General features: G+C 62.6%; 15 protein-coding genes. 7 read left to right on the top strand and 8 right to left on the bottom strand.

Annotated elements, in window-relative coordinates; genetic code table 11:
* Positions 1 to 78 precede the first annotated feature (78 nt).
* Together ruvA and ruvC are read right to left on the bottom strand one after the other, a co-directional pair.
* Complete coding sequence (ruvA, locus tag VSX56_RS13110) at positions 79 to 756, bottom strand: Holliday junction branch migration protein RuvA (RefSeq protein ID WP_339111935.1); 678 nt, start codon at positions 754 to 756, stop codon at positions 79 to 81.
* Positions 753 to 1,292 carry a crossover junction endodeoxyribonuclease RuvC gene (ruvC, locus tag VSX56_RS13105; protein WP_350937714.1) on the bottom strand — a complete coding sequence of 180 codons (540 nt, stop codon included), beginning with the start codon at positions 1,290 to 1,292 and terminating at the stop codon, positions 753 to 755. Before ruvC ends, ruvA begins: the two co-directional genes overlap by 4 nt.
* Before the next feature lie 240 nt (positions 1,293 to 1,532).
* Between ruvC and VSX56_RS13100 the strand changes: the two genes are divergently transcribed.
* A complete protein-coding gene (locus VSX56_RS13100; protein ID WP_406870744.1) occupies positions 1,533 to 1,718 on the top strand; it encodes a DUF1127 domain-containing protein in 186 nt (61 codons plus the stop codon).
* 127 nt (positions 1,719 to 1,845) lie between these two features.
* On the opposite strand, the gene VSX56_RS13095 is transcribed toward VSX56_RS13100, so the two are convergent.
* The 3 genes from VSX56_RS13095 to msrA all read right to left on the bottom strand — a co-directional run bounded on the left by VSX56_RS13095 (position 1,846) and on the right by msrA (position 3,923).
* Positions 1,846 to 2,193 carry a hypothetical protein gene (locus tag VSX56_RS13095; RefSeq protein WP_350937712.1) on the bottom strand — a complete coding sequence of 116 codons (348 nt, stop codon included), beginning with the start codon at positions 2,191 to 2,193 and terminating at the stop codon, positions 1,846 to 1,848.
* A 107-nt stretch (positions 2,194 to 2,300) separates the two neighbouring features.
* Positions 2,301 to 3,170 carry a 50S ribosomal protein L11 methyltransferase gene (locus tag VSX56_RS13090; RefSeq protein ID WP_350937708.1) on the bottom strand — a complete coding sequence of 290 codons (870 nt, stop codon included), beginning with the start codon at positions 3,168 to 3,170 and terminating at the stop codon, positions 2,301 to 2,303.
* 117 nt (positions 3,171 to 3,287) lie between these two features.
* A complete protein-coding gene (gene msrA, locus VSX56_RS13085) occupies positions 3,288 to 3,923 on the bottom strand; it encodes a peptide-methionine (S)-S-oxide reductase MsrA (RefSeq protein ID WP_350937706.1) in 636 nt (211 codons plus the stop codon).
* Between the two features lie 162 nt (positions 3,924 to 4,085).
* Between msrA and truA the strand changes: the two genes are divergently transcribed.
* Entirely contained in the window at positions 4,086 to 4,856 is a 771-nt protein-coding gene (truA, locus tag VSX56_RS13080; protein WP_350937704.1) for a tRNA pseudouridine(38-40) synthase TruA, read from the top strand.
* 6 nt (positions 4,857 to 4,862) lie between these two features.
* On the opposite strand, the gene VSX56_RS13075 is transcribed toward truA, so the two are convergent.
* The 3 genes from VSX56_RS13075 to VSX56_RS13065 all read right to left on the bottom strand — a co-directional run bounded on the left by VSX56_RS13075 (position 4,863) and on the right by VSX56_RS13065 (position 8,411).
* Entirely contained in the window at positions 4,863 to 6,812 is a 1,950-nt protein-coding gene (locus VSX56_RS13075) for a polysaccharide biosynthesis protein (RefSeq protein WP_339111929.1), read from the bottom strand.
* Between the two features lie 67 nt (positions 6,813 to 6,879).
* Complete coding sequence (locus VSX56_RS13070; protein WP_339111928.1) at positions 6,880 to 7,485, bottom strand: sugar transferase; 606 nt, start codon at positions 7,483 to 7,485, stop codon at positions 6,880 to 6,882.
* Complete coding sequence (locus VSX56_RS13065; RefSeq protein ID WP_350937701.1) at positions 7,482 to 8,411, bottom strand: NAD-dependent epimerase/dehydratase family protein; 930 nt, start codon at positions 8,409 to 8,411, stop codon at positions 7,482 to 7,484. The genes VSX56_RS13070 and VSX56_RS13065 overlap by 4 nt, the downstream gene beginning before the upstream one ends.
* A gap of 109 nt (positions 8,412 to 8,520) precedes the next feature.
* Here VSX56_RS13065 and VSX56_RS13060 point away from each other — a divergent pair, with 109 nt between their 5' ends.
* The 5 genes from VSX56_RS13060 to tsaB all read left to right on the top strand — a co-directional run bounded on the left by VSX56_RS13060 (position 8,521) and on the right by tsaB (position 12,517).
* Positions 8,521 to 9,633 (top strand): polysaccharide biosynthesis/export family protein, encoded by a 1,113-nt coding sequence (locus VSX56_RS13060; protein ID WP_339111926.1) that lies wholly within the window; start codon positions 8,521 to 8,523, stop codon positions 9,631 to 9,633.
* Positions 9,634 to 9,761: 128 nt separating this feature from the next.
* The gene (locus VSX56_RS13055) at positions 9,762 to 10,628 is read left to right on the top strand and encodes a branched-chain amino acid aminotransferase (RefSeq protein WP_339111925.1); all 867 of its coding nucleotides are present in this window, start codon (positions 9,762 to 9,764) and stop codon (positions 10,626 to 10,628) included.
* Positions 10,629 to 10,739: 111 nt separating this feature from the next.
* Positions 10,740 to 11,195, top strand: a complete 456-nt coding sequence (locus VSX56_RS13050) for a universal stress protein (protein WP_339111924.1) — start codon at positions 10,740 to 10,742, stop codon at positions 11,193 to 11,195.
* Between the two features lie 85 nt (positions 11,196 to 11,280).
* A complete protein-coding gene (locus tag VSX56_RS13045; RefSeq protein ID WP_350937698.1) occupies positions 11,281 to 11,850 on the top strand; it encodes a NifU family protein in 570 nt (189 codons plus the stop codon).
* Positions 11,840 to 12,517 (top strand): tRNA (adenosine(37)-N6)-threonylcarbamoyltransferase complex dimerization subunit type 1 TsaB, encoded by a 678-nt coding sequence (gene tsaB, locus VSX56_RS13040; RefSeq protein ID WP_350937696.1) that lies wholly within the window; start codon positions 11,840 to 11,842, stop codon positions 12,515 to 12,517. Before VSX56_RS13045 ends, tsaB begins: the two co-directional genes overlap by 11 nt.
* The last annotated feature ends 8 nt before the right edge of the window (positions 12,518 to 12,525 follow it).

Below are 12,525 nucleotides of genomic sequence, written 5' to 3'. Positions count from 1 at the left end.
GCTCGGAGGTCTGTCCATGGGCGGCTGTGCCGCCCGCGATGCGAAGAGGGCTCGATGCCCTCAAGCATCGCACTCCCCTCAATCTTTCGGCGCCAGCAGACGCAGTGCCAGCCGGATCAGCTTGGCGGTATCAACCGCCGCCGGATCCTCGGAGGCCTGCGCCACCGCCCCCGCGGCCTCGGTCGGCGAATAGCCCAGATTGGTCAGCGCCGACAGCGCCTCGGCGGTGAAATTGGTCTTTGGCGTCGCCGCAGGCGCAGGGCGAGGCGTCTTCGGTGACATCTCTATGACCTCGCCATCCGCCTCGATCACCGGCGCGGCCTCCACCGTCAGATCGCCGCCCATCGCCATGATCGAGGGCGCCTTGTCGCGCAGCTCGTTCACCACTCGCTGGGCGATCTTCGGCCCCACACCGGGCGCAGCTTTTACCGCCGACCAGTCGCCCAAGGCAATCGAACGCCCCAGAACCTCCGGCCCGAGTGTTCCCAAAATCGCCAGCGCCGCTTTCGACCCGATCCCTTGAACGGAAATAAGCAGGCGATACCACTCTTTCTCCAGAAGGCTCGCAAAACCGAAGAGCTGCAACAGATCCTCGCGCACCAGCAGGTCGGTATAGAGAGCGCAGGGCTCGCCCACCCGCGGCAGGCTCTGCGAAGTCAGCGCGCTCACATGCACCACATAGCCTACGCCACGCACATCGATCATCACCTGATCGAGCCCGCGATGGATGATGGTTCCGGCCAGACGTCCAATCATGATGCGCTCCTTTTGATCCGCCCGCTGCCCGAAGCCGCGCGCGACAGTTGCGCGGCATTCATGCGGCGCGCCGATTGCAGATGCAAGGCATGACAGATCGCAATCGCCAGCGCATCCGCCGCATCGGGGCTGTCGAAACTGACGCCAGGCAGCTGGTGCTTGACCATATGCTGGACCTGCACCTTATCGGCATGACCCACGCCCACCACGGCCTTTTTCACCGCATTGGGGGCGTATTCACCCACTTCGAGCCCTGCCTGCGCCGGCACCAGCAGCGCGATCCCCCGCGCCTGCCCGAGCTTCAGCGTGGCCACCGCATCCTTGTTGACAAAGGTCTGCTCGACGGCGGCCGCTTCGGGGCTATGGATCTCGAACACCTGCGTCAGGCCCGCATGCAACTCCATCAGCCGCCTCGCCAGAGAATCACCTGCCGAATGCAGCGTCCCGTTGGCAAGATGACGCATGCGCGATCCCTCCATCTCGATCACGCCCCAGCCGAGATTCCGCAATCCCGGATCGATTCCGATCACCCGCATAGCCTGCCCCTTTACCGTTCTTTTACGACTGCTAGCACGAAACAGGAACATCAGGAAGGGGACACCGCCGCGAACGGCATAAACGTCTAAAAAGAAGGCATGAAACGCTACAAAATATGCCATGCAAAAACTGCATGGCGGGACTGCCCAAGCGCCATTTGTTTTTATAAACCGCTCATATTATGTGCAGCTTCATAAGAGAAGAGATCAACTATTAGCACGAACTGAAAAGGTGACCCCATGTCGCTGCAAACTGCAAACCGTATCGAAATGCGCACCGTCCGCGCTGGCTTCTTCCAACAGGTGATCGACATGATCGCGAACTGGAACGACCGCCGCATGACCCGCATCGCCCTGTCCAAACTGACCGATCGTGAACTCAACGACATCGGCCTGAGCCGCTTCGATATCGCAAAAATCCGCTAAGCTATGGATGTAAGGACGTTAACTCTCCTCACCCGCGCTTACGAAGCTAAAAGACAAGCCGTGCAACTCTGAGAGTGCACGGCTTTTTCTATTTCTGTCTGACATCTGGCCCGATGCGGGCCGAGCCTTATCCCAGCAGTTGCGAGATAAAACGCGCCGCGATGTGGCTGAGCGTATCCGGCGCCATGACGAGAGCGACCGCAGCATCGAAACCACCATCCGCCTTGAGGGTCGTCAGACGCAGCAGATAACTCTGCTCGCCCATCTGCGCGATCATCGCACCCTTAAAGAGGAAAAAGCCAAGGAACAGGAAGACGAGCGCTTTCAGCGGCAGGCTGATCCGGCGCGACGACTGCGGCTTGACCTGATCCAGACGCCCCAGAGCCCCCACAGCCTCGAAACCGCCACCGGCCTTGTGGGTCCGCGCGATACGGTCGATACGCTCGGCGAATTCTTTCGAAATATGCGTGCCCATACCATCCTCCACAGTGCCGCAGCAGTCATTGCCGCTACGGCACTTATGAAGGGATTGTTAAATTATTTCGAGCATTTTTAGCAAAAACCCATTCAAAATATTGGCGATTAGCTCTTTTGAAGAACCAATGTCGTCCAGTCGCCATGTTCGTTTCGCTGGCGGAGACTGAACCCTTCCGCTTCGTAAGCTGACACGACGTCATCAGCCTGCTCATGAAGGATTCCGCTTAGAATTGCGTAGCCTGATTCGGCGCAGTTGCGACCCATATCGGGGGCGAGCGCCAGCAGCGGGCCCTTGAGGATATTGGCAAAGATCAGGTCGAACGGCGCGGCCTCGGCCAGGGCCGGATTGCCAAAGCCCGCAGCCTCGAGACAGATTACGCGCCCCGCAAGATCATTGCCCTCGACATTGGCCCGGGCCGTCTCGACCGCGATCGGATCGATGTCCGAGGCCAGAACGGTTTCCGGCCAGATCTTGGCCGCGGCCATCCCCAGCACGGCAGTGCCACAGCCGATATCGACCGTGTTTTTCGCGTGGAAGCCGTCTTTCTCCAGCGCATCCAGCGCCAGAAGGCAGCCCAGCGTTGTGCCATGATGGCCGGTGCCGAAGGCCATCGCCGCATCGATCTTCAGCGCGATGGCCCCCTCGGGCACCTTGTCGGCATCGTGGCTGCCGTAAACAAAGAACCGGTCCGCAGCGACCGGCGCCAACTCGCGGCGCACATGCGCGACCCAGTCCTGATCGGGCAGTTCGGACACTACAAAATCCTGCGCGCCATGCACGGCGGCCAGAAGAGCCAGCGCGATCTCGTTGGGCTTCTCGGTGAAATAGGCGCCGATCTCGTAACGCCCCGACCCGTCCTCGATCTCGAAGACGCCCGTGCCATAGGGGGCGGGCTCGATCTCGCCCACGCGCTCTTCAAGCGCATCGGCAAGATCGCGGTCGGAAAGCGTGGTGAAAGCGGTATAGGTGGGCATGGAGATCTCCTTTCGGGCTTCTCCCTGCTTTGGCGGGCTTTGGCCCTATCGTCAAGCACCCCACAGGCCGAACAAGCCTGTCAGCAGAAGAAGAAGGGCGCCATAGCGCCCCCCTTATCAGACCGCCAGTCCGATGGGACAAGAGACCCCAGTGCCGCCAATGCCGCAATAGCCACGCGGGTTCTTGGCCAGATATTGCTGGTGGTAGTCTTCGGCATAGTAGAAGGGCGGTGCGGGATAGATCTCGGTGGTGATCGCCCCGTGGCCGGCCTGCGCCAGCTTGGCCGCATAGACGGTGCGGCTTTCCTCGGCGGCTCTGGCCTGTTCGGGGCTGAAGGTATAGACGCCCGAGCGGTATTGTGTGCCGCGGTCATTGCCCTGCCGCATGCCCTGCGTCGGGTCATGGCCTTCCCAGAATACCCGCAAAAGCGCCTCATAAGAGATCTTTTTGGGGTCATAGATCAGGCCAACCACCTCGTTATGGCCGGTCAGGCCGGAGCAGACCTCCTCGTAGGTCGGATTGGGCGTATGACCGCCCGCATAGCCCACCATGGTGAGCCAGACCCCGTCCAGCTGCCAGAAGAGCCGCTCGACGCCCCAGAAACATCCCATGCCGAACATGGCGCGCTGCATTCCCGCGGGCACGGGGGCCTCGAGATCGCGTCCGGTGACGAAATGCGGTTGGGTGACGGGCATCGGCATCTCGCGCCCCGGCAGGGCCTCGTTGATGGATGGAATGCGGCTGAGTTTCATGTCTCTTTCCTCCCCTTCTGGTCGCGGCACCAAGATAGGCATTCAGCGCGCCCGATCCACCCCGCAATCACGGTAAGGTTAGCACGGGACGCAGGGTTTCTATATGTCATTTACCATAGCGAGATACTTGCAAGGGCGCACAGCCCTCGCTAGGGAAGCCTTATGCCCAGATATGCTCTCAAGATCGAATATGACGGCAAGCCCTTCGCGGGCTGGCAAAGACAGGCCGACCAGCCCTCGGTGCAAGGCGCCATCGAGGCGGCACTGGCACGACTGGAACCACGCGAGCACACGATTGCGGCGGCAGGCCGCACCGATGCCGGCGTGCATGCCACCGCGCAGGTTGCGACCTTCGATCTTGAAAAGGACTGGGATGCGTTCCGGCTCTCCGAGGCGCTGAACTTCCATCTGAAGCCCGCCCCCGTGGCCATCCTGAAAGCCGCAAAGGTGGCCGACGATTTCCACGCCCGTTTTAGTGCCGTAGAGCGGCAATATCTCTTTCGGCTCGTGGTGCGGCGCGCACCGATGACGCATGAGGCCGGTCAGGTCTGGCGGGTGCGCAACCCGCTCGATCTCCACGCGATGCGCGAGGGGGCCGCCCATCTGGTGGGCCTGCATGATTTCACCACCTTCCGCAGTTCGATCTGTCAGGCAAAATCGCCGGTAAAGACGATCGACGAGATCACCATCGAGGAGCGCCCCATACCGCATGGGCAGGAATTCCGCTTCTTCCTGCGCGCCCGCAGCTTCCTGCATAATCAGGTGCGCTCGATTGTGGGGACGCTGGAAAAGGTCGGCAGCGGCGCATGGGCGCCCGATCAGGTGAAAGACGCGCTCGAGGCCTGCGACCGGGCGGCCTGTGGCCCCGTCTGCCCGCCTCAGGGGCTCTACCTGTGTTGCGTGGGCTACCCGCAGGACCCCTTCACGGACTGAACTGCCCTATTCTGCAGGGGTGCCACTCGCGTCGTCTTTGCGGATTTCGCGCAATTCACGGGCAAGGCGCAGCTGCAGGGAGCCCTCGGGCAGGCTGCGCGGCACATATTCGGGCACGGATTTCAGGATCACGCCCAGAATACCCGCCGTATCGCCCAGATCGACCGCCTCGCGCAGATCGCGCAGCGCGGCGGCCATCTCGATTTCGGAGAGCATATCCTCGCGCACGCGGATGATCTTGGGGTGATCCGTGGTCTGCGCGCCCTTGCGTACCATCAGCTCCTCATGCAGCTTCTCGCCCGGACGCAGACCCGTGAAGGCGATCTCGATATCACCTTCGGGATTTTCCTCACTGCGCACGGTGAAGCCCGCCGCATCGATCAGCTTGGCGGCCAGATCGACGATCTTCATCGGGCGGCCCATATCCAGCACATAGACCTCACCGCCCTCGGCAAAGGCTCCAGCGGCCAGCACGAGCCGCGCCGCTTCGGGGATGGTCATGAAATAGCGCGTCATGCGCGGATCGGTCACCGTTACCGGTCCGCCCCGCGCGATCTGCTCCTTGAACAGCGGAATGACCGAGCCCGAGGATCCCATCACATTGCCGAAGCGCACAATGGAATAGATCGTGCCCTGCGAGCGGCCCGCCAGATCCTGCACGGTGAGTTCGGCGAACCGTTTGGAAGCGCCCATCAGATTGCTCGGGCGCACCGCCTTGTCGGTGGAGACCAGCACGAAACGGCGCACTCCACAATCGCGGGCGGCGCGTGCCAGAACGGCGGTGCCGAGCGCGTTATTGGAGATCCCGACACGCGCATTGCTCTCGACGAGGGGGACGTGCTTGTAGGCGGCGGCATGCAGCACCACCTCGACACGATGCTGGGCCAGCGTCTCGCGCACATGCACGGAATCGCAGACCGAGCCCAGCACCGGCACGATCTCGCAGCCGATCGCCTCGCCCAGGACCCGCATCTCGGCCTCGGCCTGATAGAGCGCATATTCGGACAGCTCGAACAGCACCAGTTTGCTCGGACGGCTGGTCATCACCTGGCGGCATAGCTCGATCCCGATCGAGCCCCCCGCCCCCGAGATCATCACCACACGTCCGCGATAGGCGGTGTGGCTGTTGCTGATTTTCTTCTCGAGATTCTCGCGCGGCAGAAGCGCTGCCGTGCCGGCCGGCATCAGCTTGGTCAGCAGATTGGTCTCGCCGGTCAGCCGCGCGAAGGCCGGCAGCGTCTCGACATCGATCCCCAGACGCGCCAGACGCTTGGAGATGAAGGTCTGTTTTTGCACCGAGACCGACGGCATCGCGAGGATCACACGGTTGATCTTGTGACGCTCGATAACCTTGTCGGCATGCACCCCGGAGAAGATCGGAACACCGTTGAGGTTCATCCCGTCCAGCGTGCCGTTATCATCAAGGAACGCATAGATCATCATGCCGGGCCGGTTGCGCAGCTCATGCGCCAGCGCCATGCCGGTGCGCCCCGCGCCATAGATCGCGATCCGGCTGACGACATTCGACTGCCGGTAGATCTGCACCAAGAGGAAATAGAGGAATTGCCGCATCCCCACCGTCGCCACGAAATGCACGATGGCAAAGAGGATATGCAGCCGCAGCCCAGCATTCACATGCGAGATGGTCGACAGGAGATAGGAAGAGATCCCGAGCGCTACGGAAATCGCCAGTGACCGCAGCACGGCCTCGCCATCGAAATCCTTCAGCTTGCGGTTGAACATCCCCAGCACAGAACCGAGACCGACACTGACCATCAGCAGGAAGGGCAGATAGACCAGCGTGAAGCGGAATGTATTGACCGCCTCCTCCAGCCCGAAGCGCAGGATAAGCGCCAGCCAGAAGGTCAGCGGGACCATCATCAGGTCGACCACCGCCAGAATGCAGAATTTCGTTTTCTGGTTCAACGCCACGAGGCGCCGTGTCAAAGAAGGCATAGGCCTCTCGGGGTCAAATAGAGTTCGTCAGTCGGTGCTGCATGTGCAGGATAAGCCTCGCACTCTGTCAGTCGAGAACTTTTTTGATCGTATCATAGACAATTCGGGCATCGAAGCAGACGGAGCGATGTTTTTGATACATAAGATCCAGCTTGGCCTTGGCCGGAATGCAGGTCTCGCAATAGACACGATCGGTCTCCTCTGGCGTATCACATTGGGAAAGCAGCCATTCTTCATGGCGATGGTAGTAGAGCGAGGCCAAACCCGTCGCGCCGGGGCGGGATTTGAGCACCTCACCATAGATGGCGGGAAACCGCTCGACATATTCGCGCAGCGGTGCGCGTGGACCCACGAAGCTCAGATCACCTTTGAAGATATTCCACAGCTGGGGCAGCTCGTCGCCACGGGTCTTGCGCAGGATCCGTCCGATTCGGGTGATCCGTGCCGCCTTGTTGCCCCCCGAGACCCCGCTATCGCTCTCCACGAGGCTCATCGTGCGGAATTTCCAGAGCCGGAAGCTCTCGGTCGGGCTTTTCATCCGCTCGGCAACGTAGAAATAGGGCCGCCCTTCGGTAAAGGCCAAGGTAACCAGCACGATCGCGATCAGCGTCAGCAGGATCGGAGCCAGCAAAAGCGCAAGCACCAGATCAAAGAGGCGTTTGCCGAATGTCATCGAAGATCTCCACGCAATTGACGAAGTTCGGCCACCAGTCGCGTGGCCTCGACGGGGCGCTCGGGCACAAGCCCCAGCGCCACCGCGCGACTGACATCCAGCTCGACCCGTTCGATGGCCTCGGCCGGCGCCGGACGCGGGGTGAACGGCTCGCCCGCCGCACGCAGCAGCGCGTCCATCGACACCAGATCGGGTTCGGCCATGTTGAGGATTTCGGGCACGCGCGCGCCCGCCGCCAGGAATCGCGCGAGCCGCGCAAGCGCCTGCGCCAGCGTCACCGGCCCGATATAGCTCCGCAGCGGCCCGTGCGGCTTATCCGCCATGCCCCCGAACATATCGAGCACGCGCCCCGCCGCGGGAGCCTCGGCCCCCAGAAGCGCATCCGCCCCCGCCACATTCCCGATGCGCAGACAGCAGGTCCGCGCATATCCGCGTGCCATTTCCTCCATTGCGACCTTGGCACGGCCGTAATCGGACAGGGGCGCGAGCGGCCCATCCTCGGCAAGCGGCAGATCGGCGGAGCCCCGCCCATAGACGGCAGCCGAAGAGGCCAGAATGACCGGCCGTTCCGTGGCCTTTCCCGCCTCGCAGGCAGCCTGCGCGAGTGTCACATTGAGCCCCATATCCACGTCCTGTCCCGGCGTCACACCCGCCAGACACAGCACCACATCCGCAGCCTCGGCCGCGCGGCGGAAATCGACGCTATCTGCCAGTGGATCAAAGAGAATATCGGCCCCCTTCCCCTCGCTGCGTGCCTGCAGCGCAAGTTCGAGCCCCGAGGTCAGGCCGAAGGCCGAAGAGCGCCATGCCGGCACGAGGAGCCGCCCCAGCCGTCCGGTCGCGCCAACAGCCAGCACCCTGACGGGACGCTGCGCCAGAGCGGCAGGTTGCGCGAGGGCGGGCTGGGTCGAAAAATTATCTGCCAACTTGTAAATCTCTCTCGGACAGGCCATGAATAGCGCCGAACGCGCCTATGCGATTGAAGCCTGCCAAAGACTTAGCATCCGTTTCAAGGATGCGAAACGGGGGAAGTGAATGAGTTTGAAAAACCGTCGCGCAGTATTTCTGATTGCGGCCCTCGTCGCCCTAGGCGCCTGCACGCTCCCGCGCGGTGCGGCCATGCGCTCTGAGATCCTCAAGAACGAAGGCAAGGAAAACGCTCAATTCGCCCATTACGAGATTGACCGTGCCCATCTCGCCCAGATCCATAGCTGGCCTGCCGGTGCCCATGCCCTGCCGCCGCGCGCATGGCTGCGGGGCGGCGCAAGCTCCCAGCCCGGCACGTTGAGCGCCGGTGACAGCGTCGGTCTGGCGGTCTGGGAAAACGGTGACAACAAGCTGCTGACAACCGAAGGCGCCCCCTCGGTGGCGCTGCAGGCCACGCAGATCAACGATGACGGGACGCTCTTTGTCCCCTATGCGGGACCGATCCATGTGGCGGGCCTCACGGTCGAGACCGCCCGCGAGCGGGTGCAGGACGCGCTCAGCTCACTCCTTCCCGCCGCACAGGTCCAGCTCTCGCGCCAGCCCGGTGCACGCAACACCGCCGATCTGGTCAGCGGTGTGGCCGCACCCAAATCCATCGATCTGTCGCAACGTCCGATGAGCGTGTTGTCGGCCATCACTGAGGGCGGCGGGGTGTCGTCATCCTTCGCCAACCCGCAGGTGCGTCTGCTGCGCGGCAACTCGGTCTATGAAATCTCGATGAAGCGCCTGATCGACGATCCCACGCTCGACACCGGCATGCGCCGCGGCGACAAACTGCTGGTGACCGAAGATCCGCGCTATTTCCTTTCGATGGGCGCCACCGGCAAGGAAGCCATCGTGCCCTTCCCGCGTGACAAGGTTTCCGCGCTCGAGGCGATCACCCTTGCAGGCGGCGTCAATGACAGCCGCGCCGACCCGAAAGGCGTGCTGATCCTGCGCGACTATCCGGCCAGTGCCGTGGGCCCCAACGGTCCGTCGAACCAGCGGGTGATCTTCTCGATCAACCTGACCACAACGGATGGCCTCTTCTCGGCACAGAACTTCTATCTGCAGCCGCAGGATGTGGTTCTGGCCACCGAAAGCCCGATCGTGAAGGCCCAGACGCTGTTCAGCCTGTTCAACACGACGGTCTCCTCGGCGGCCCGCGTCGACAACTTCTGATCATATAACCGCCATGCGCTCCGCTCCCTGAGCGCATGGCGGCCCTGCACAAGCGTTTTTACGTTCCGCCTCTCTGGACCTTTGCGGCGCAAGATGATTGCTTGGCGCCAGAATTTGGAGAGAAGAAGATGGCATTCGGTAAGAATATCCGCACATGGTTTGACGGGGCTTGGCACGATGGCGATGCGATGGTCATGCGCGCGGCCGATCACGGGCTCTGGCAAGGGTCCAATGTTTTTGACGGCGCGCGCCTCTTTGGCGGGCTCGTCCCCGATCTGGACGCCCATTGCGCCCGCCTGAACCGCTCGGCAGAGGCGCTGATGATCACCCCGACGATGGACGCCGCCGAGATGGTCGAGATCGTGCGCGAGGGGCTCAAACCCTATGGCACCGATACCGCCGTCTATATCCGTCCGATGTATTGGGCGGTGAACGGCTCCGAACTGGGGATCTCGCCCGCGCCGAACTCCACCGGCTTCGCGATCAGCCTCGAGGAAGTGCCGATGCCCGCCGAGGATGCGGCCACCACGCTGACCACCACCCAGTTCCGCCGCCCCGTGCTGGCCGACAATGTCTGCAATGCCAAAGCGGGCTGCCTCTATCCCAATAACGCGCGGATGCTGGTCGAGGCGCAGCGCAAGGGCTTCGGCAATGCGCTGGTGCAGGATGCGCTCGGCAATGTGGCCGAGACCGCATCGGCCAATGTGTGGATGGTCAGGGATGGCGAGTATTTCACCCCAGTCGCCAACGGCACCTTCCTCGCAGGCCTGACCCGCAAGCGCCATATGAAGAACCTGCGCGAGGCGGGCTATACCGTCAACGAGACGGTTCTGACGCTGGAAGACTTCCGTAAAGCCGATGAGGTCTTCCTGACCGGCAACTTCTCGAAGGTGCAATATGTCAAGGCCTTCGACGATGTGAGCTATGAATACGGCCCGCTGACCCGCAAGGCGCGCGAGCTGTATATGGACTGGGCGACGAGCTGCCCGCTCTGATTTCACAGGCGGTTGCAAAGATCGGAGCGGCGGGCAATCATGCACCCGCCCCTCCTATGGGCACTCCTTTCACGGCCAAGCCGCGCTTGGCCCCGTTTTCCCGGAGCTTTCATGCGCAAATTCCTTGTCGTGCTCGATGATACCCGCGAATGCCTGAACGCGATGCGTTTTGCGGCAATGCGCGCCAGCCACACGGGTGGCGGCGTGACCATCATCTCGGTGATCCCGCCAGAGGAATACCAGCACTGGATGGGGGTGGCCGAGCTGATGCGCGAGGAAGCCCGCGAGCGGATCGAGGCACATTTCGAGGTCTTCGCAAAATGGATGCGCGACCGTCAGGGGGTGAACCCCGAGCTGGTGATCCGCGAAGGGGAACCGGCCAAGGAAATCTTCAAACTGGTCGAGGATGACCCCGAGATCGGCGTTCTGGTTCTGGGCGCGGGTTCGGGCAAGGGCGGCCCCGGTCCGCTGGTGACGCAGATGACCAAGATCGCCGGAACCCTGCCCTTCCCGCTGACCATCGTGCCGGGCGATATGTCGAAGGAAAAGCTCGAACAGATCACCTGATCGGGAATAGTTTAGAACTTTTCTAAACATTGACATCGGGGCCCCTGAAGCGCATATCAGGTGCCCAAAGCCGAAGGAGCCCATCATGTTCATTCAGACCGAGACCACGCCGAACCCGGCGACGCTGAAATTCCTGCCCGGCCAGACCGTTCTGGAGATGGGCACTGCCGACTTCCCGACCGCGGACGCGGCTGCCAAATCACCGTTGGCAAAGGCCATCTTCGCCGTGCCCGGCGTGACGGGCGTGTTCTTCGGGTCCGATTTCGTGACCGTGACCAAAGATGATGCGACCGATTGGGATCATGCGAAACCTGCAATCCTCGGCGTGATCATGGAGCATTTCCAGTCCGGCGCGCCAGTGATGGACGGCGAAGGTGCTGGCTCTGGCGGCCATGCCGAGCATACGGGTGATGCCGAGGACGGCGCGATCGTGGCGCAGATCAAGGATCTTCTCGATACCCGCGTGCGTCCCGCCGTGGCTCAGGATGGCGGCGACATCACCTTCCACGGTTTCGAGCGTGGCGTGGTCTATCTGCATATGCAGGGCGCCTGCGCGGGCTGCCCCTCTTCGACGCTGACCCTGAAAATGGGCATCGAGAACCTGCTGCGCCATTACATCCCCGAAGTGACCGAGGTCCGCCCCGTTGCAGGCTGAGCCTCTGATACTGTCTTTCGACACCTCGGCCGCGCATTGCGCGGCCGCTTTGCTGCGCGGCGACACGCTTCTGGCCGCGCGCACCGAGGAAATGTCGCGAGGTCAGGCCGAGCGCCTGATGCCGATCATGCAAGAAATGATGTCGGATCAGGGCGTTAGCTGGGCCGACCTTGATGCGATCGGCGTCGGGATCGGGCCGGGCAATTTTACCGGCATCCGGATTTCGGTCTCGGCCGCGCGCGGTCTGGCGCTGGCCCGCAAGATCCCCGCAATCGGCGTGTCGAATTTCGAGATCCTGCGCGAGGGCCAGTCTGCGGGCCGCGAGATCGTCTCCGTGGCGGCCCCGCGCGATCAGGTCTATCTGCAGCTCTTCGATCAGGGGGCGCCCGCCGCCAAACCTGTGCATTTCGACCCCGAAGCGCCCGACACCGCGCTGACCGTTCTGGGCGCCCAGCGGGTGATCGGCGCGCAGGCCGAACGGATCGCCAGCCTTCTGGGCATTGCGCAGGCCCTGCCCTGCGAGATGGCAAAGGTGCCCGAGCGCATCGCCCGTATCGCGGCGCGCAAACTGGCCACGCAGACCGATCACGCGCGCCCCGCGCCCCTCTATATCCGCGCCGCCGATGCCGCCCCGCCCTCGGATGCGCCGCCTGTTATCCTCGACTAAGAGCCCGC

Origin of the sequence: Thioclava kandeliae, assembly GCF_040297545.1 — a bacterium.
GTDB lineage: Bacteria > Pseudomonadota > Alphaproteobacteria > Rhodobacterales > Rhodobacteraceae > Thioclava > Thioclava kandeliae.
The sequence above is the reverse complement of the archived record's forward strand: the minus strand, read 5'-3'. Positions and strand labels throughout refer to the sequence as shown.